This is a genomic window from Kingella sp. (in: b-proteobacteria) (assembly GCF_030527935.1).
GTDB lineage: Bacteria > Pseudomonadota > Gammaproteobacteria > Burkholderiales > Neisseriaceae > Kingella_B.
Genome location: NZ_JAUMZV010000022.1, coordinates 18,969 through 36,918, shown reverse-complemented (window position 1 = coordinate 36,918; position 17,950 = coordinate 18,969). Strand labels below are relative to the sequence as shown.

Below are 17,950 nucleotides of genomic sequence, written 5' to 3'. Positions count from 1 at the left end.
TCCAGCAGATACAGCGTGTCGCTGCCGTAATCGTTGTAGCCGTAGTAGTTATCGTCGTTTCGCATGAGATTGTTCCTTGTGGGTGGGGTGGTTTTCAGGCTGCCTTTGTGGGATGTTTAGGCAGCCTGAAAGTGGTTTTGTGCTTTTCAGGCTGCCTTATTGCGCCAATTTTTCCAGCGGCGCAGCAGGTGTGGGAGCAGGATGTACCATTGCACATAAAAGCCGAGCGTGCTAAGCAAGGCGACTACGGCAAGATATAGATTGTTGGGCGTGCCGTGTTGGGGCAGCAGCCATTCGGGCAGTAATGTGAGCAGAACAACGCCTGCCGTGCCAAGCGGAAAACTGAATACGGTCAGCGTCAGTAAAAACGCCAAGCACACTTCAAACTGCATTTGCGTGGCGTGGTCGGACGGTGGCTGTGTTGCCCAATATTGGTCGCTTTGATAAACATTGACCTGTTCGCCACCAGCATCAGCAGCCATAACGCCAGCGGCAGATAGCGCAGCAGGGTTTTGAGCTTGGCGTTCATCCATTCTCCTTTGGGCATTGAAGGCAGCCTGAAAGCGCAGCTTCGGCGAAGCCAAAACGGTAAAACGCTTTTCAGGCTGCTTTTGCGTTTTCAGGCTGCCTAATTCGATAGGCAGCCTGAAAGCAGGTTTACGGCATCAGCCCAGCTTGGCTTTCACCAATTCCTGCACCTGCACGGGGTTGGCTTTGCCTTTGCTGGCTTTCATCACCTGCCCGACAATCGCGTTGAGCGCTTTTTCGTTGCCCGCTTTGAACTGTTCCACCGCTTTGGCGTTGTTCGCCAGCACTTCGTCCACCATCGCTTCAATCGCGCCGGTGTCGGTGATTTGCACCAAGCCGTGTTTGTCGATGATTTGTTCAATCGTGGCATCGGGTTCCGCCCACATCGCTTCAAAGGCTTTTTTCGCCAGCTTGCTGCTCAATGTGCCGTCGGCGATTTTGCCCACCAGCGCGGCGAGGCGGGGGGCGGTAATCGGGCTGTCGGCAAGCTCCAAGCCTGCTTTGTTGAGTGTGGCGGCGAGTTCGCCGTTCATCCAGTTGGCGACCAGCTTGCCCTGTCCGCTTGCTTGGGCGGCGGCGGTAAAGTAGGCAGCCTGAACGCGGCCGGCGGTGAGCAGGCGGGCATCGTATTCGCTTACGCCGAACTCGCTGACAAAACGCGCCGCCATTTCTTTGGGCAGCTCGGGCATTTCGCTGCGGGCGGCTTGCAGTTGCGCATCGGAAATGATAACGGGCAGCAGGTCGGGGTCGGGGAAGTAGCGGTAGTCGTGCGCGTCTTCTTTCAGGCGCATCACGCGGGTTTCGCCCTTGTCGGTGTCAAACAGCATGGTCGCCTGCTGCACTTTGCCGCCGTCTTCCAAAATCTCGATTTGCGCTTCCACTTCGTAATTAATCGCCTGCTCTAAGAAACGGAAGGAATTGAGATTTTTAATCTCGCGGCGTGTGCCGAATTCTTCTTGTCCTTTCGGGCGCACGGATACGTTGGCATCCACGCGGAACGAGCCTTCCGCCATATTGCCGTCGCAGATGTCCAGCCACGTTACCAGCCCGTGCAGGGCTTTGGCGTAGGCGACGGCTTCGGCGGCGGAGCGCATTTCGGGCTCGGACACCACTTCCAACAGCGGCGTGCCCGCGCGGTTCAAATCGATGCCCGTTGCACCGTCCAAGCCTTCGTGTACGGACTTGCCCGCGTCTTCTTCCATATGGGCGCGGGTTACGTTGATGGTTTTTACTTCGTCGCCCACCGCGATTTCCAGCTTGCCGTGTTCCACAATCGGCAAATCCAACTGGCTGATTTGGTAGCCTTTGGGTAGGTCGGGGTAGAAATAGTTTTTGCGGTCAAACACGTTTTTCTGATTGATTTTGGCGTTTAACGCCAAGCCGAGCTTGATGGCTTTGGCGACCACTTCGCGGTTCATCACCGGCAGCGTACCCGGCAGCGCGCATTCCACCACGCTGGCGTGCGCATTGGGTTCCGCACCGAATGCGGTCGATGCGCCGCTGAAGATTTTGGATTTTGTGTTGAGTTGGACGTGGATTTCCAGTCCGATTACGGTTTCCCAGGTCATAGAATTTCTCTCTATAAGTTAATTTGGTAAATCTGTTCAATCATTTCTTTCCGGTAAATCTTATTATCCGTCTGAATAATTCTGACGCTTTCGCTTTCCGAAATTTTAATCTTTTTTAAATTTTCAATTAAATTATCATATTCTGATGTATGCGCCAACACAAATTCATTGATTCCCATATAACTGTTGTCTTCTTTTCTTCGTGCATAAACTTCCGACTCAGATAATGTCAAAACATAGCATTTTGCCTCACGATGTACATATTTAGTTGCCATGGCTTCCAAATCTGCCTGTTTCCATCTTTCCCTGAGTGTGGTTTTTGCACTAATGGTAACAGGAGTTTTCCTATTGTATAGAACGATATCCAAAATAACATTCGGCACAAAAGCCAGTTCTGCCTGAACATATACAGGACCTATATTCTCCCGCAATAGAGAAATAACCAATAACAATTCAAATACAGAGCCATTTAATGAATTATTACTTGGATAATCAGACTGATATTTATTCCAATAAAATCTAACAAACTCACTGGGACGCCATGTCGAATTAATCGGATACTTCCGCATCATTTCACGGATAATTATAGTTGCTTTATTATCACTCATTTTCCTCAAATTCCAATCTTTTCAAAACTTCCAAAGCCGTTGCCTGAATAGCGGGAACCGCCACCGAATTACCAAACTGCTTATATGCCGAAGCATCGGCAACGACGATTCTGTATTCTTCGGGAAAGCCTTGTAGCCTTGCCCATTCTCTCGGTGTCATTTTACGAATGCCTTCTCGGTTTACTTTGCCTTTAATATTGGTTGTTGGTGTAAAATCAGTAATCCGATTATCGACAACGAGATTGCGCTCACGTCCCATTCCTCCGACTACAATCGCATTGGCAATACCGTTATCGGGAATGATTTCATATCCGAATCCGTTACCTTTGCTTTCGTGCCGCTCTTTATGTTTTCTTAATGTATCAATGTATTGCGTGGAAAGATAATATTTGGTCGGTACAGTTTCTTTTTCGCGTATATCAGCAAACGTCTTCTTAATACCGGTTGGCTCAGGATAAGAAAAATCACTGATTCCCAAGTCCTTACGAAAACCGACAATAAAAATCCGCTCCCGGTTTTGCGGAACACCGAAATCTTTGGCATTAACAATCTGCGGTTCGGGAACAAAATAATCTAGATCTTCTCGCAGGGCGTTCAGAATCGTTTGAAGTGTCCTGCCTTTGTCGTGGTTGGTCAGCCCTTTTACGTTTTCCAGAAAAAAGGCTTTCGGACGGTGGCGGCGGATGATTTCGGCAACATCAAAAAACAGCGTGCCGCGCGTATCTTCAAATCCACCTCGCCTTCCGGCAATAGAAAAAGCTTGGCACGGAAAACCGGCGCACAGAATATCGAACTCTTGCGGAATAAATTTTTTGGTTTCCTCTTTTGTGATATCGCCATAGGGAACTTCGCCAAAGTTGGCTTCATAGGTCTGCTTGGCTTTCTCGTCCCATTCGCTGGAAAATACGCATTCCCCTCCCAAATTCTGCATAGCGATGCGAAAACCGCCGATACCGGCAAATAAATCGATAAAGGTAAACTTTTTGTCTGACGGAGCAGCCTGAAAAGCCGCACGGTTTTCAAACAAGCGGTATTGTGCTGCTTTTTCTTTCAGCCTGTTCTTATTTTTTGTTGCTTTGATTGTCTGATAGTTTTCCATAAATTTCTTTCCGTATCTTTTCGGCAAATATTTGCGGATTCTTGACGACATCGCCCGCCCAAAAACGGAATACCTGCCAGCCGTTCCGAGTCAGATAATCGTTTACTTCTCGGTCGCGCCGCATATTGCGTTCGATTTTTGCCGTCCAAAATTCGCGGTTGGTTTTGATGCCGGCTTTTCTCTTTTCCCAGTCTTTCCCGTGCCAAAATTCACCGTCCACAAATACGGCAATTTTGTATTTTTTGAAGCTGAAATCGGGTTTGCCGAATATGAGGCTGCTGTTTTTTCGGTAGCGCAGTCCAATCCGCCACATGGCTTTTCCCAATAGAATTTCGGGCTTTGTGCCTTTGCTTTTATTGGCCTGCATACATTTTCTGCGCTGTGTCGGGGTAAGTCTGTCCATTGGGTGCAGGCTGCCTGAAAAATATCCGCTATTATATCAATCCCGTGCGTGTTCAGGCTGCCTGAAACCGTTTTCGCCTGCTTTGTCCCACAGTATCCGCACATCGAAAAAATGCGCCGAGAGCATGGTGAGGATGACCACAAGGCAGAAGTAAATCGCGGCAGGGCCGGGGGTTACGCGGGCGATGTTGGTGTGGAAGGTGCTCATCATGATGATGATGACGAAGATGTCTATCATTGACCACCGCCCCACGCGCTCGGTTAGGCGGTATTGCACGGATAGGACGCGGATGGGCAGCAAGGGGCGCACGGCTGCGCTGTAAATCAGCATCAGCATGGAGATGATTTTGAGCGTGGGCACGGCGATGCTCGCGCTGAATATCACGCTGGCGATAAAGCGGTCGCCTTTGTTCCACATAAAAATAATGCCGCTCATAATGGTGCTGACTTCTTTTTCTATCGGGTTGGTGGAAATCATAATGGTGAGCAAGTTGGCGGGCAGATACAAAATCATGGCGGCGAGCAAAAAGCAGGCGGACACTTTCAGGCTGCTGGGGCAGCGGTGGAACAGCTCCGAGCCACACACGCCGCAAAATGCTTCGCTGGCGGGGCGGTAAAACAGGCAGCGTTTGCAGCATAGGGTATCGGGGGCAGCCTGAAAAAAGGCTTGATGCTTGGCGCGGCGGATTTGGTAATACACCCAATGGCTTGGCGTGGCAACGGCGGTGCGCAACAGCAGCAGAGCCAGCACAGGCATCAGCCAAAACGCGGTGCCAAATTTCACCGATGCCACCGCACTGAGCTTGATATACGCTACCAGCATGGAGATGAAAAACACATCCACCATAATCCATTCTTGCAAACGGGTGAGCAGGCGAGCCGCGCCGAGTAGATAACGCGCGTTGCGTTCAAAAATCAACGCGCTATACACATAAATACACGACAGCAAAAACACCACGGGCGTGCCAAAGGTGAGCAAGGTGAGCACGATGCCCAGAAAGCTCCATCTGCCGCTGCCGATGAGCGTTATCATCATTTCAGGCAGCGTTAAGCGCGAATACATCCCCGTCATCATTACGCGCACAAAAGGCTGGCTATACACCAGCAGCATCAAAATCAGCGCGGCGATGGCGCAGGCTAACACGATGGGATAAGGCTCGGGTTCAATGCCCACCAAATGATGATGGCAACGCGGGCATTCGGCGGATTGCCCTTGCCGCAACTTGGGCAAATGGGTTTGTAAGCCGCATTCGGGGCAGGTTACATCGTGCGCGGGCAGGGTGGCGTTGGGGAAATAATGCTTTGCCCATTGATGCTGAATGCGGCGATAGATGGCATGGCGCAGGCGGGACATTATTGGGCTACCACGTTGAATTGATGCTCAATTTTTTGCCATTGCTCGGCTTCTTCTTGCAGCGCGGCGGCGGTGAGCGGGTTGTTGTCTAACCATGCTTGCGGGGCTTTGAGCGTGTAGCTGTTGGCGGGGGCGTTGTATTGCAGCGATAAGCCTTGCGGCAGTTGCAAAGGCAGGCGAGCGCGACAGAACAGCACGGCAAGGCGCAAAGCCAGCACGGCGTGCCAGCGCATGATGTCGCTGCGGTTAAGCGTTTCCGCCATTTTTTTCAAGTCGCCGCGTTGCCCCAGCGTGAGCATCGCCAGCAATTCTTGCTCGGGGCGCGAAAAGCCCGACATATCGGCGTTGGCCAGCACATAGGCGGTGTGTTTGTGGTAGGCGGTGTGGGCAATGTCCACGCCCACTTCGTGCAACTGCGCCGCCCAGCGCACATAGTTTGACCAATAATCCAGCTCTTGCACGGTGGCGGTTTGCGCCAAATGGCGCAGCAGTTGCAAGGCAAGCTGCGCCACGCGCTCGGCTTGATTGCGGCTAACGTGGTAACGCTCTTGGAATTGGCGCACGGTTTGTTCGCGCAAATCTTCGTGGATATTGCGCCCCACGGTGTCAAAAAACACGCCATCGCGCAAGCCTGCTTCGTTGAACGCCATGCCTGCAATCTCCAACTCTTCAAACGCCGCCATCATCACCGCCAGCCCGCCTGCAAACACTTCCACGCGCTCGGGCTTGATGCCTTCTAGCTTGGCTTTTTTCACGCTGCCCGCATCGGCAATTTTGCGCGCCAGCACGCGCATAGCATCCAGCGTGATGCGCTCGCCCATATCTTGCGCGGCAATCACGGTGGCGATGGATTTTGCGCTGCCCGATGTGCCCAGCGCGATGTCCCAGCCTTGTTGTTTGTAGATTTTGCTGATGCGCTGGATTTCGTTACGCGCGGCGTTGATGGCAGCCTGAAAATCTTTTTGACTGATTTTGTTTTGGAAAAAGCGCAGCGAATAGGTTACGCAGCCCAGCGGCAGGCTTTCGGTGTGGGTGGGGCGCAATTCGCTGCCCAAGATAAATTCGGTTGAGCCGCCGCCGATGTCAATTACCAGCAGCTTTTGCCCGTTGTTGGGATAGGTGTGGATTACGCCTGTGTAGATGAGCCGCGCTTCTTCGCGCCCTGCGATGACTTCAATCGGAAAGCCCAGCGCGGCTTCGGCTTTGGGCAAAAATTGGGCGATGTTTTTGGCAACGCGGAAGGTGTTGGTGGCAACGGCACGCACTTGGGCAGGCGCAAAGCCGCGCAGCCGTTCGCCAAACTGCGCTAAGCATTCCAAGGCGCGCTCTTGGCTGGCTTCGTCTAGGTTTTTGTTGGCATCCAAGCCGCCTGCAAAGCGGACCATTTGCTTGATGTTTTCCACCACTTGCGGCTGCCCGTTGTTGTTTTGGCAGATTTGCAGGCGAAAACTGTTTGAACCTAAATCAACCGAGGCGAGAAGTTGAGCGACGTTTTCCATGTGGGTTTCCTTGTTGGGGATGAGATTGCTGATAGAGGCAGCCTGAAAAGGGGGGAGTGGGGTTTCAGGCTGCCTAAAACAGAAAGCGTTACATCGTCCGCCCACGCGACTGCGATTGTGTCTGCTGATTTTGCTGTTCCATCAGCTGCGTTTGACGATTGTATTCGTTGATTTCTTCCTGCTGCTGTATCTGCTGAATACTGTTTTGTATGGGCGTATTTCCCAAGCTGTTATCGGGTATGCGCACAACATTACGCTCAAACTCATCTCTTGTTTGGCGCGAGCCCCATCTTGTCATCACGATTTCGTTTTTATCATTCAATGAAACAGAATCCACCCGCGGCATTTGGTCTTTAACCGCCAATACCGTTAACTCAGCAATGCCGTTGTCTATTTTATCGTTCCAATAAATGCCTTTGGCAACACATAAATCGCGCACTTTTTCATTGATTTGATTATAAAGAGATTGAGACTGGGGAGAAAGTTTTTGAACTTCCAGCGGAATATTGCGCTGATAACCAATATTGGCTTCCGCTTGGATAGGGTTAATGTGCTTTTTATCACTTTCAGGGATGCAAGGGCATTGCCCTGTGTGTGATAAGGCGGCACCCCGGCTTTATCCGCACGCTGCCCCGCTGGTGTCGGTTTACGCATTTTGTATAGTGCAGTATCAATTAAATGAACGGGATTAAGCCCATACGCAATCCCTACTCTTGTCCCTTTGGCTGCCGTTGGCACAACGTGAGTTTCTTTATAGTTTTGCCAGCGTTCGGGGTCGGCTAGCACATAGGTTTGGTCTTTGGCGTGAGCGTTTTTGCCGCGATAGGTAAAATTGCTAATGGAATGGTTGCCATTTTCTTTGGTGGGCGAGCCATAAGTTACTACCTTGCCATAGTGCTTACTTAAATTGCTGGTGGTATCGCCTGCCATGCGATGGTTAATCACATTGCTAACATTGCTATCAGCAGGCACACGCTGGTTATAGCCCAATGCCGCCGCACCAAAGGCGTTATAAGGTATCGGTGCGGCAAATTCTATCGCCATAATAATGCGCCAGATATTGTGCAATAGTCCCGCCGAGTGAGTGCCCTGCTAAATAGATGGGGGCGTTGATATGGTTTTCCTTGGCTTGCTCGTTAGCGATTTCTATCAATTCATTTCCAAATTCGCGTGCGCTATCTAATTGATTATTAACTTGCAGCAAACCCATATTGATGGCATCTGTAACTACAATATCTTTGCCCATTCGCGCTTTTCTGAGCCACGAATGACACCATGCAGTTCGTTAGTGTCTTTATTGCGATAAATTACGCCTTGAAAGCCATCTGATTTTTCCAATTTGGCTATTTCTTCAAAATAACCAATAGAACCATCAGGGTATGTAATAGTAACATCCTTACTGTCTGCTGTTTCTCTATGCCGATGCTGCCATTGTCCATCGGCATTTTTATCTACATACACATCTTCTGATAATACAGCTTGGGTAATGGCTAGGCGGTCAAATTTAGGGGTAGTCATGATTATTTTCTCCGTAATTCAAAACGAATGGTGGCTAATTGCTGTTTGGGGATGGGACCGAACATATTTTTGCTTATGGCTACGCCCATAGAGCGATGCCATGTTACAGGACTGGGGGCATTGAAATTATACCGTGTGATATAGCCTTCATATTTCCAGTATCCTTCTGATACATAAAAATTTGGCGCGATGGTAACACCGCTTGAATAGTGAATGTCTGCCAAATTCGGGCTGGGTTCTAGCCTAACGGGAATATCTAATAATTCCCAACGGCACTCTGTGCCATCAGGTCTGCTTTCATCCAACAGCTTATCGCCAAACACCGTAGCGTGATAAACATTCGGTTTGATTTTTTTAAATTCCAGCGCAAATTCTTTGGTTAATTCCTTATAAGCCCCCGCCCATTTATCTACCAACTGTTCGCAGTTGGATTCATAAATTGCCCAAATATTGGTAACGACCAAATTGGTGGGAGCTTCAATTAACGTAACGGTAACATCGTAGCGTTGCGTGGGATTGGGGTTAAGTTTAGGTTCGTAATCAGTCATTTTGGATTTTCCTTGGGTGAGTGAACAAGAAGTCAGCAGCAAAAGGGCGAGTATGCTGGGGGTAAGTTTGTGGGGCATGGTTGGGAAAATCCTTTTTGTGTGATGGATGTATAGCTGAAAACTGGCGATGCGGGCGTTTTCAGGCTGCCTATTGTTCGCCAAGCGTGTTCAACACAATCTTGGCGACATTATCCGCGCTATCGGGCATGGCAAGGGTGCGGGCGTGGGTTGCCCATGCGTGGCATTGGTCGCGGGTAAGCCCGCCGATGATTTGGGCGAGATTTTGCGCGGTAAGCTGCGATTGGGGCAGCAGCAAGCCTGCTTCGGCGGCGACCATATAGCGGGCGTTGGCGGTTTGGTGGTCGTCCACGGCGTGCGGGAACGGCACGAGCAATGCGCCTACGCCTGCGGCGGTGAGTTCGGCGATGGTGAGCGCGCCTGCGCGGCAAATCAGCACGTCGGCATCGCGGTACACGGCAACCATGTCGTCCACAAATTCAATGCACTCGGCAGCTACGCCTGCTTGCTGGTAGGCAGCTTGCAGCGTGGCTAAATTGCCGCGCCCTGATTGGTGGGTGATGATGGGGCGTTGCGCTTGGGGCAGCAGGGCGAGCGCGGCGGGGACGATTTCGTTGAGTATTTGCGCGCCCAAGCTGCCGCCGATAACGGCGATTTTCAGGCTGCCTTGGCGGTGGGCAAAGCGGGTTTCGGGCGCGGGCAGGGCGGCGATGTCGGCGCGAACGGGGTTGCCCACTAGCCCATCAGGGTATTGCGGAAAGGCTTGGGGAAAGGCGTACAGCACGCGCGTTGCCCATTTGGCGAGCCGTTTGTTTGCCATGCCCGCCACGGCGTTTTGCTCGTGCACAAAAATCGGCACGCCAAGCAGTTTGGCGGCAAGCCCACCGGGGAAGGTTACAAAGCCGCCAAAGCCGATGACGGCGTTGATGTGGTGTTTGCGGATGATGGCTTTGGCAGCCTGAACGCAGCGCAGCAGCATCAGGGGCAGGGCGAGTTTGCGCAGGATGCCTTTGCCGCGCACGCCTTTCATGGAGATGAGTTCCAGCGGGATGTTGTGCTGCGGCACGAGACGTTGTTCCATGCTGTCGTGGCTGCCGAGCCAGACAACGCGGTGTCCTTGTTGTTGCAGCGATTGGGCAACGGCTAGGGCGGGGAAGATGTGTCCGCCTGTGCCGCCTGCCATGAGTAGGATGGTTTTTGTGGTCATGGTGTGGGCTTTCTGTGGGGGTGTTGGGGGGCAGCCTGAAAGTGGGGATGGGGTGGTTTTCAGGCTGCCTTGGTTGGTTGATTGGCATTGTGGCGATGAGCCGTCGCCGCTCCATGAGGGTAGCCTGAAAAGGGTTTTGCGTAGTGCAAGCGTTGGAAAGAGCGTTTAACGTTTCAGGCTGCCTTTGCCTTTGGATTAACAAGTGTGTGGTTTAATGTTTCAGCTTGATTACGCGGGCGAATTATTTTCAGGCTGCCTATTGGGCGCGGCTTTGGCTTTGCGTTCGCGCGGGTCGGCAACGTTGTAGCCACGGATGCGCAGGCGGTTTTCGTGGTCCACGCGCAGCAGCATGGTAAAGGCAATCAGCATGATAATCAGCGATGAGCCGCCGTAGGAAACCAAGGGCAGGGTAAGCCCTTTGTTGGGCAGCAGGCTGATGTTTACGCCGATGTTCACAAAACTTTGCGCCGCTACCCACACGCCTACGCCTGTGGCGATAAAGGAGTTGTAGTGCAAATCCAAATCGCGGGCTTGTTTGCCGATGGAAAAGGCGCGCCAGATTATCCAAAGGTAAACAAAGGTGAGCGCGGCAACGGCAATCAGCCCCAGCTCTTCGCCAATCACGGCGAGAATAAAGTCGGTGTGGGCTTCGGGCAGAAAGCCGCGTTTCATGATGGCGTTGCCCAAGCTTGTACCGAGCAGGTCGCCTTGGTTCATGGAAAGCAGCGAGCCTAAGCCTTGGTAGCCCGTGCCGGTGGGGTCTTTCCACGGCTGCCACATCACTTCCATGCGGTGCATCCGAAATTCAGACGTGATAATCATCAATACGGTGGCGGCGATGGTTACGGCAACCGCGCCCCAAAACCATTTCATCGGGATGCTGGCGAGATACAGCAGGCATAGGAAGATGGCGACAATCACCATCGCCGAGCCCAAATCGCGCGTGAGCGCAACCAGCGTGATGCCTGCGGCGATGGGGATGCCGACCAAAATCACGCGGCGAAAGTCGTGCAGAATGTCCACACGGCGTTTGAAAAAGCTCGCCATATACATGATGGTGATGAATTTAAACAATTCGCTGGGCTGGATTTTGAAGCCAAACGGAGTGGGCAGCCAGCGGCGTGCGCCATTGACCACTTCGCCCGTAAACGGCACAAATATCATCACCAGCAGCGTGAACAGCAAAAGATAGATTGTCCAGCGTTGCCATCGCCACATCGGCACGCGCATCAAGCCAAACGAGATGGCAAGACCGAGCAGGGCAAACTGGGCTTGTTTAATCAGAAAAAAACCGCGGTTGTCGTAATGATGCAGCCCTGCTTGCGCGCCTGATGCGGAATACACCATCACCAAGCCAAAGCAGAGCAGGCACAGCAAGAGCCACACGAAGGTTTTGTCGTAGCTGTCGCCGTTTTTGAGCAGGTTGCGGTCTAGGAGTTTGTCTAAGAGTGGGGTTTTGTGGGGGGTGGACATGGGTGGATTTTGCTGGGTGATGGGTTTTCAGGCTGAAACCGTTGCAAAACCTAAAACACAACGAGAAATAGTCAATTCTCCGTCATTCCCGCGTAGGCGGGAATCTTGGTTAAATTCACACAATGGATTGTTTTTTTCCACATATTTATGAATGTTTGGCAAGATTCCCGCCTACGCGGGAATGACGGCATTTTTTAATTTCTCAGGCTGCTGCTGGGGTTTTGCAAAGGTTTCAGGCTGCCTTTGGGGGTGGCAGCTCGGTTGGATAAAAAAGATTTTCAGGCTGCGGATAGTTAAGGCAGCCCGAAAATGGCTAGGGCGTATTTTAACTGGATTGCGTGGGTTTTTCAGGCTGCTTTTGCGGGCGGGGCGGATTTATTTTGCTAGATGGGCGCAGGCAGCTTCATCATTTAAGCCAGCGCACGGCCTGCAAACAAGCCGTAGGGGCGCGCGTGAGCGTTTCAGGCTGCCCAGCATTCGCGCCCGCGTTTTTGCAGCGCAAGGCAGGCTGAAATACGGTTGGGCGGGGTTGCCGCGTTGTACGTTGTAGGTCGGGCATTGATGCCCAACAAACACTGCGCCTATTTATCTTAATGCACCACAGATTTAAAAACGTCGGGCATCAATGCCCGACCTACTGGTTTGACACAGGTTTCAGGCTGCCTATGCAATGGGCGGTAGCAGCATGGGGATTTTTTGCGTGCCGAGTACGCGGCTGCGGGTGTGTTGGCTGGCGTAGGCGAGCAGGTTGGGATGGGGGCGGGCGATGAGTTTGCCCAGTTGTCCGATTTGTTGGGCGTAGTGGTATTGGGGGTTGGCGCACAGGGCGGTGTTGAGCTGGGCGATGGTGGCGGCGGATGGGTTGAATGTGGGGTCGTGCCAAAGGATGTAGTGCGGTTGTGGGTTGGTGCTGCCTTGTAGCAATAGGCAGCCTGAAAAGGGGGGCAGGCTTTGGGCGATGGCTTGGGCGACAAAGGCTTCGTTGAGTTTTTCGCCGACTAGGTCGCTGTGTAGGCTGCTGCGCCCGATAAAGTGCAGGCTGGGGACGTGGGCGTAGGGCGAGTTTTGGGCGAGCAGCCAGTCTTGGGTGTCGTAGCGGTAGAGCCCGCCTTGGGTGGTGAGCAGTAGGCGGTAGCGGTTGCCGTGTTGCAGTTGGGTTAGGGGGTGGATTTGGTTGTGCTCATCGGCAAATTCGTAGTAGTGGCTGGTGAGCGCGGGCAGTAGGCAGCCTGAAAAGGGGAGGGTGGTGATGCCTTCGGTGGCGAGCAGTCCTTTGCCTTGCAGGTGGGCGTGGGGGAACAGTTGGCGCAGTTGGTCGGCGGGGGCGGCGGCGGTGTGGCTGTCCCAGCAGCTGATGGTGTCTAGCTGTGTCCAGATGTGTTGGGTGCGGGGGATGGCGGGGGTTAGGGCTTGGGCAAGGGTGCGGCGGCGGTGGGCATCGGGGATGTGGCGCAGGATGGTGTCTTGTTGTTGGTGCAGGGTGTGGACGATGTTGAGCAGCAGGGTGGGGCTCCATGCGGAAATCAGGCTTAGGCTGGGGCTTTGGGCGAGTAGGGTGGCGGTGCGGATTTGCCAGTCTGCGGGGCTTTGGGCTTGGGCAAGCTGGGGTTGGTGGAGTATTTGCGGGGCGATGCGCTGGGCGAGTGCACTGCCTAGGTAGTTTAGGTCGTTGCCTGTGCCGATGGAGATGCCGCCTGCGGTGTGGCTGCGGCTGCGGGTGGCGGGGCTGATGATGAAGTAAAGGCAGCCTGAAAAGGCGCGGGGGCGTTGGGCGATTAGGTCGGCAAACCATGCGTGGATGCCGTGTTGGAAGGCGGTGAGCAGGGGGGCGGTGTAGGGGATGAGTTTTGCGCCTGCGGTTGAGCCGCCTGTTTCTTCAAATTGGATGACGGGGCTGCTGGTGAGTATGTTGGTTTCGCCGTCCGCATGGCGTGCGATGCTGGGGGCTAGGGTGTCGTAGCTTTGGATGGGGACGCGCTGGGCGTAGTCTTCGGGGCTGCGGATTTGGGCGAAGTGGTGCTGTTGCCCGAATTGGCTGTGTTGGTTGCTGCGCAGGATGGTGCGCAGGATTTGGGCTTGGGTGCGCTGGGGGTGGCGCAGGGCGGTTTGGTAGGCGGTGTGGGCGGGGGCGAGTAGGGTGGGGAGTGTGGGCATGGTTGGGGGTGGGGTGATGTTTTCAGGCTGCTTTTGGGGTTAGGCAGCCTGAAATAAAGTTCAGCAAAGTTCCAATGGCATTTAGCCGTGCTTCGTTTGATGTTCCTGATGCGTTTGCCTTTGCGCCTTATCGCGGCGCGGGCGACTTACTTTCTTTGCTTCGCCAAAGAAAGTAAGCAAAGAAAGGCGACCCCGACGTGCAGGTTCGCTGCGCGAACTTCCCTCACTGCGCATCCTTTTTTCGGCGCGTGCGAACTAGCCGCACTTCGTGCGTCGTCGGACAAGCGCACGCTTTTTCCCGAAAAAAGGACGCTCCGTTCGGCTGGACGTAGAGGAGTGGGCAGCAGTATCAACCAAACGCGATAGATTAGATATTGTCAGATACGAATGCCCCTTGTGGAGCTTGAAATATACAAGGCAGCCTGAAAATCATTTCGGCTTGCGGCGGGGGTTTTTGTGGAACGTGATGGTTTGCACGGGGGCGCGGGTGAGCTGCTTGGGCAGGGTGGCAAGGGCAATCAGCATAATGGTGGCGGCGTAAACCAGCAGCCATGAGCCGTTGGCGGCGCGCGCGCCCAGCCCTGTGGCGGCGGCAAGGGCTGCGCCAAACAGCCATGCTAGGAGCGTGCCGCTGCCTGCGAGATAAAGGGCGTAGTGGATTTGGCGGCGCATCATTTTTTGTTGCGCGGCACGGGCGAGAATAAAGGCGATGATGGCGTTGAGCAGGTAGATAATCAGGGCGGCAAACAGCAGCTGGCTGTCCCATGCGAGCCATTGGCGTTGCTGGTGTTGGGTGGTGTAGAGAATGGCGGTGGGGCGGCGCAGCAGCAGGGCAAGGGTGTCGTGCAGCGCGGTGAACAGGATGGGGGCAAGGGCGAGCGTGGTCAGGCAGAAGCGTAGGTGGGGGCGGGGTTCTTGGGTGGTTGTGTTCATGATGGTGGGGGTGGGATTTAGGCAGCCTGAAATGGGTAAATAAGGGTTTCAGGCTGCCTTTTTGGGGTTGGCAAAAGGTTGGATGCAGCCTGAAAACGGTTAAATGTGTTTTGGCGACGAGCTGTCGCCGCTCCATTGCGTAGGCAGCCTGAAAAGGGGAAACAGGGTTTCAGGCTGCCTTGAATGATGTGCGTGGCAAAGCCACACGCCTACAACGGGCGATAAAACTCACGGCGATAAACCTACGGCTGTAAACCTATGGTTGCTCCACCCGATGATAACGCCCTGTTGCCAATTCCATCTCTTGCGCTTTGCCGTGTCCGCACCATTGGATTTGGATGCGGATTTTTTGTGTTTTGGCTTCGCTGGCACTCGTTTTCAGGCTGCCTAAGCCAAACAGGATGCGGCGGTCGCTTTGGGCAGCCAGTCCGTTGTTGGCATAGACTTCGCGGGCGATGGGCGGCTGGTTGGCGGGGTAGGCGATGACTTTGCTGTGGTAGGCGTTGCGGGCGCAGGTTTTGCCGTTGCCCACTAGGTCTAGCCCGAGCCATGCGGCGCTTTGGCTGTCGTTGCGGTAGAGCGTGGGGGCGGCGGTCATGTGGGTTACCAGTAGGTCGGGGTCGCCGTCGTTGTCAAAATCGGCGTGTATCATGCCGCGCGATGTGCCTGTGTAGTCTGCGCCTGCTTGTTTGGCGACATCAATAAAGTAGTCGCCTTGGTTGAGATAGAGCCTGTTGGCTTCGTTGCCAAATACGCAACGTCCGCGCACGTCTGCCCAGCGGTCGGCGTAGCCGTGCACATCGGGGTTGGTTAGGGCGATTTGGGCGTTCCAATACCAATAATCGGGGCAGCGGGCTTCTTTTTTATCGTAGGCATCGTCTGCCATGCCGTTGGCTTGTGCCATGTCTAGCTTGCCGTCGCGGTTGAAGTCGGCGTAGGTTGCGCCCCAGCCAAAGCGTTGTTCGTTGAGCGCGTTGCGCTTGGCGGCTTGGTCTTGGAACATGGCGGCATCGGCTTGCCCTGCTTGGCTTTGGTTTACCCACAGCAGGCTGCCTTCGGCTTGCAGTTTTTCGTGCACATTGGAAACGTGAATATCGGGCTTGCCATCGCCTGTTACATCGCCGATGGTGGCGTTCATGCCTTTGTAGGTGTCGCGCCCGATGCTGCCTGAAAACATGCCGCGTATGGCTTGGAAGCCTTTGCCTTGGCGGTTGATGTAAAGTTCATCAGGTCCGAAGTCGTTGGCGATGTAGAGGTCGGGGTAGCCGTCGGCGTTGAGGTCGCCCGCGCCAATCGCCATTGTCCAATGCTTGCCTTGCAAACCGCTTTGGGCGGCGGGGACGAGCTGGAATGTGCCGTTGCCCATGTTTTGATAGAGCCAGTTTTCATCGGCGTTGTCGGCGTTGTGCCACGAGCGGTGCATCACGTTAAACATCCGCCTGTCGCCTGCGTATTGCGGTTTAGGCAGCCTGAAAATGTTATACGGCTGCGGGGTGTCGTAATCGGGCAGATAGCGTTGCATCACGTTGCCGATGATGATGTCGTCCAGCCCGTCTTGGTTGTAGTCCAGCACATTGGCGGCGGTACTGATTTGATAGGGGGCGATGCCCGCTTGTTCGGCGATGGAAGTGAAGCCGAGTTTGCCTGTTTGCGCCAACTCGTTGCGTAGCAGAATGCCTTTGCCAAAGCCTACGCCCAGCAGCAAGTCTTGGTCGCCGTCGTTGTCAAAATCCAGCCATGTGGCAGAAGCAATCAGCCCGTGGGTTTCAGGTTGCCTGCGGTTGGGGTCTAGCTGTGGCAGGGGGAATTTTTCAAATTGGAAACCGCCTTTGTTGATGTATAACTGGGCGCGGTCGGCTTCGGCTTTAAGCGGCTGGGTGAGAAAAATATCGGGCAAGCCGTCTTGGTTTACATCCGCCACCGCGCCCGCATCGCCCACCGAAAGCAGCCATTTGGCAACGTGGCGCATTTGCGGGTCGGTGCGCTCCAAAATATCGCCTTGCGCGCCTGTTAGCCCGCTTTGGCTGGCGGGGATGGACACCAGCTTAAAGCCGATGTCTTGGCTGTTTGCAAATTGATGGCTGGCTTTGTATGCGCCGATGCCCGCTGCGCCGATGATGGCGATGGCTAAGGCAGCCTGAAAATGGGTTTGGATGGCGTTGCGCCAGTTGATTTGCTGGCGCGTTTGCCAGAATAGATAGATGCCGCGCAGGGTGAAGTAGGCAAAGCCCGCGTAGAACAGGGTGGAGAATTGTTGGAATTTGTGCAGGGCTAAATCCACCAACACAATCATCGCCGCCATGCCGATTTGCCCTTTTTTGCTGCTGGGCGACGTGGGCGGGTCGGGCAGCATAAAGAACACGAACAGATAAAACGCGGGCGATGTAAACGCGCCCATAAACAGCGTTTCGGCGGGGATATGATGGCGCAGAATATAGGCGCGCAAGCCCACTTGGGCGGCGTAGAACAGCAAAAACGAGCCAATCAGCCATGCGCGGTGGATGTTCACGCGCACCAGCATGATGGCGGCGGTGGCAACAAAAAAGGCAACCACGCCCGAGCCGCCCCATTGATAGGCGGGCGATGGCGTTATCATGCCGCCGCCAAAAAACAGCGCGGCAACAATGCCAAACAGCGATGGGTTGTAAATATGCTTGCCGTTTACCGTGAACAAATATTTGGACGCGATGGCGAAAAACGGCGGCAGCAGCGCAAACCAAATGCCATGCGCGAAATTGGTGAGCATGGAAAGGCTGGTGCCGGTAATCGCCGCGCTGAGCGGGAACAGCGGCGCGGGGCGACGCAGCAGGGTGTGCAGGGTTAAATCGGTGAGCACGGATGTGGCAACGATGGCGGCGATTTGCCACGGGCTGCGGTTGAAGCCCCAAAATAGGATGCCGAAGGTGAGGAAGGTGAGTTGCAAGCCGAGGACAGCCCAGCGTGGGTCTTGGCGAGGGGGGATTGGTGGGAGACGCATGGTGGTGAATGGAATGAGAATGGTGGGAGGCAGCCTGAAAATAGGAATGGGGCTGGATTGGGGA

Annotated in this window: 18 protein-coding genes; all 18 read right to left on the bottom strand. The window is 54.0% G+C overall.

The window, feature by feature from the left end; all coding sequences use genetic code 11:
* Window positions 1–146 precede the first annotated feature (146 nt).
* On the bottom strand, window positions 147–482 hold the full coding sequence (locus Q4A85_RS08325) for a hypothetical protein (protein ID WP_303109364.1): 336 nt from the start codon (window positions 480–482) through the stop codon (window positions 147–149).
* 183 nt (window positions 483–665) lie between these two features.
* A complete protein-coding gene (gatB, locus tag Q4A85_RS08320; protein ID WP_303109362.1) occupies window positions 666–2,096 on the bottom strand; it encodes an Asp-tRNA(Asn)/Glu-tRNA(Gln) amidotransferase subunit GatB in 1,431 nt (476 codons plus the stop codon).
* 11 nt (window positions 2,097–2,107) lie between these two features.
* Window positions 2,108–2,704, bottom strand: coding sequence for a hypothetical protein (locus tag Q4A85_RS08315; RefSeq protein WP_303109360.1), 597 nt, complete (start codon window positions 2,702–2,704; stop codon window positions 2,108–2,110).
* Window positions 2,697–3,803, bottom strand: a complete 1,107-nt coding sequence (locus tag Q4A85_RS08310) for a DNA cytosine methyltransferase (protein WP_303109358.1) — start codon at window positions 3,801–3,803, stop codon at window positions 2,697–2,699. Before Q4A85_RS08310 ends, Q4A85_RS08315 begins: the two co-directional genes overlap by 8 nt.
* Complete coding sequence (locus tag Q4A85_RS08305; protein ID WP_303109356.1) at window positions 3,766–4,206, bottom strand: very short patch repair endonuclease; 441 nt, start codon at window positions 4,204–4,206, stop codon at window positions 3,766–3,768. The genes Q4A85_RS08310 and Q4A85_RS08305 overlap by 38 nt, the downstream gene beginning before the upstream one ends.
* A gap of 36 nt (window positions 4,207–4,242) precedes the next feature.
* The gene (locus Q4A85_RS08300) at window positions 4,243–5,559 is read right to left on the bottom strand and encodes a paraquat-inducible protein A (RefSeq protein WP_303109355.1); all 1,317 of its coding nucleotides are present in this window, start codon (window positions 5,557–5,559) and stop codon (window positions 4,243–4,245) included.
* Entirely contained in the window at window positions 5,559–7,058 is a 1,500-nt protein-coding gene (locus Q4A85_RS08295; protein WP_303109372.1) for a Ppx/GppA phosphatase family protein, read from the bottom strand. Before Q4A85_RS08295 ends, Q4A85_RS08300 begins: the two co-directional genes overlap by 1 nt.
* Before the next feature lie 88 nt (window positions 7,059–7,146).
* Complete coding sequence (locus Q4A85_RS08290; protein WP_303109354.1) at window positions 7,147–7,497, bottom strand: XVIPCD domain-containing protein; 351 nt, start codon at window positions 7,495–7,497, stop codon at window positions 7,147–7,149.
* Complete coding sequence (locus tag Q4A85_RS08285) at window positions 7,449–8,102, bottom strand: hypothetical protein (protein ID WP_303109352.1); 654 nt, start codon at window positions 8,100–8,102, stop codon at window positions 7,449–7,451. The genes Q4A85_RS08290 and Q4A85_RS08285 overlap by 49 nt, the downstream gene beginning before the upstream one ends.
* Window positions 8,068–8,304, bottom strand: coding sequence for a hypothetical protein (locus Q4A85_RS08280; protein ID WP_303109351.1), 237 nt, complete (start codon window positions 8,302–8,304; stop codon window positions 8,068–8,070). Before Q4A85_RS08280 ends, Q4A85_RS08285 begins: the two co-directional genes overlap by 35 nt.
* Entirely contained in the window at window positions 8,286–8,576 is a 291-nt protein-coding gene (locus Q4A85_RS08275; RefSeq protein ID WP_303109349.1) for a hypothetical protein, read from the bottom strand. Before Q4A85_RS08275 ends, Q4A85_RS08280 begins: the two co-directional genes overlap by 19 nt.
* Before the next feature lie 2 nt (window positions 8,577–8,578).
* A complete protein-coding gene (locus tag Q4A85_RS08270; protein WP_303109344.1) occupies window positions 8,579–9,202 on the bottom strand; it encodes a hypothetical protein in 624 nt (207 codons plus the stop codon).
* 70 nt (window positions 9,203–9,272) lie between these two features.
* Entirely contained in the window at window positions 9,273–10,349 is a 1,077-nt protein-coding gene (murG, locus tag Q4A85_RS08265; protein WP_303109343.1) for an undecaprenyldiphospho-muramoylpentapeptide beta-N-acetylglucosaminyltransferase, read from the bottom strand.
* A 228-nt stretch (window positions 10,350–10,577) separates the two neighbouring features.
* Window positions 10,578–11,822 carry a putative lipid II flippase FtsW gene (gene ftsW / locus Q4A85_RS08260; protein ID WP_303109342.1) on the bottom strand — a complete coding sequence of 415 codons (1,245 nt, stop codon included), beginning with the start codon at window positions 11,820–11,822 and terminating at the stop codon, window positions 10,578–10,580.
* A gap of 406 nt (window positions 11,823–12,228) precedes the next feature.
* On the bottom strand, window positions 12,229–12,381 hold the full coding sequence (locus Q4A85_RS08255) for a hypothetical protein (protein WP_303109341.1): 153 nt from the start codon (window positions 12,379–12,381) through the stop codon (window positions 12,229–12,231).
* Window positions 12,382–12,485: 104 nt separating this feature from the next.
* Window positions 12,486–13,976 carry a GH3 auxin-responsive promoter family protein gene (locus Q4A85_RS08250; protein WP_303109339.1) on the bottom strand — a complete coding sequence of 497 codons (1,491 nt, stop codon included), beginning with the start codon at window positions 13,974–13,976 and terminating at the stop codon, window positions 12,486–12,488.
* 429 nt (window positions 13,977–14,405) lie between these two features.
* Window positions 14,406–14,909, bottom strand: coding sequence for a hypothetical protein (locus Q4A85_RS08245; RefSeq protein WP_303109337.1), 504 nt, complete (start codon window positions 14,907–14,909; stop codon window positions 14,406–14,408).
* A 256-nt stretch (window positions 14,910–15,165) separates the two neighbouring features.
* A complete protein-coding gene (locus tag Q4A85_RS08240) occupies window positions 15,166–17,886 on the bottom strand; it encodes an FG-GAP-like repeat-containing protein (RefSeq protein ID WP_303109335.1) in 2,721 nt (906 codons plus the stop codon).
* Window positions 17,887–17,950 lie beyond the last annotated feature (64 nt).

Coding starts and splice junctions, on each gene's coding strand:
- Q4A85_RS08325 (WP_303109364.1), bottom strand. CDS start 482: ATGGCTGCTGATGCTGGTGGCGAACAGGTCAATGTTTATCAAAGCGAC.
- gatB (WP_303109362.1), bottom strand. CDS start 2,096: ATGACCTGGGAAACCGTAATCGGACTGGAAATCCACGTCCAACTCAAC.
- Q4A85_RS08315 (WP_303109360.1), bottom strand. CDS start 2,704: ATGAGTGATAATAAAGCAACTATAATTATCCGTGAAATGATGCGGAAG.
- Q4A85_RS08310 (WP_303109358.1), bottom strand. CDS start 3,803: ATGGAAAACTATCAGACAATCAAAGCAACAAAAAATAAGAACAGGCTG.
- Q4A85_RS08305 (WP_303109356.1), bottom strand. CDS start 4,206: ATGGACAGACTTACCCCGACACAGCGCAGAAAATGTATGCAGGCCAAT.
- Q4A85_RS08300 (WP_303109355.1), bottom strand. CDS start 5,559: ATGTCCCGCCTGCGCCATGCCATCTATCGCCGCATTCAGCATCAATGG.
- Q4A85_RS08295 (WP_303109372.1), bottom strand. CDS start 7,058: ATGGAAAACGTCGCTCAACTTCTCGCCTCGGTTGATTTAGGTTCAAAC.
- Q4A85_RS08285 (WP_303109352.1), bottom strand. CDS start 8,102: ATGGCGATAGAATTTGCCGCACCGATACCTTATAACGCCTTTGGTGCG.
- Q4A85_RS08280 (WP_303109351.1), bottom strand. CDS start 8,304: ATGGGCAAAGATATTGTAGTTACAGATGCCATCAATATGGGTTTGCTG.
- Q4A85_RS08275 (WP_303109349.1), bottom strand. CDS start 8,576: ATGACTACCCCTAAATTTGACCGCCTAGCCATTACCCAAGCTGTATTA.
- Q4A85_RS08270 (WP_303109344.1), bottom strand. CDS start 9,202: ATGCCCCACAAACTTACCCCCAGCATACTCGCCCTTTTGCTGCTGACT.
- murG (WP_303109343.1), bottom strand. CDS start 10,349: ATGACCACAAAAACCATCCTACTCATGGCAGGCGGCACAGGCGGACAC.
- ftsW (WP_303109342.1), bottom strand. CDS start 11,822: ATGTCCACCCCCCACAAAACCCCACTCTTAGACAAACTCCTAGACCGC.
- Q4A85_RS08255 (WP_303109341.1), bottom strand. CDS start 12,381: ATGCCCGACCTACAACGTACAACGCGGCAACCCCGCCCAACCGTATTT.
- Q4A85_RS08250 (WP_303109339.1), bottom strand. CDS start 13,976: ATGCCCACACTCCCCACCCTACTCGCCCCCGCCCACACCGCCTACCAA.
- Q4A85_RS08245 (WP_303109337.1), bottom strand. CDS start 14,909: ATGAACACAACCACCCAAGAACCCCGCCCCCACCTACGCTTCTGCCTG.
- Q4A85_RS08240 (WP_303109335.1), bottom strand. CDS start 17,886: ATGCGTCTCCCACCAATCCCCCCTCGCCAAGACCCACGCTGGGCTGTC.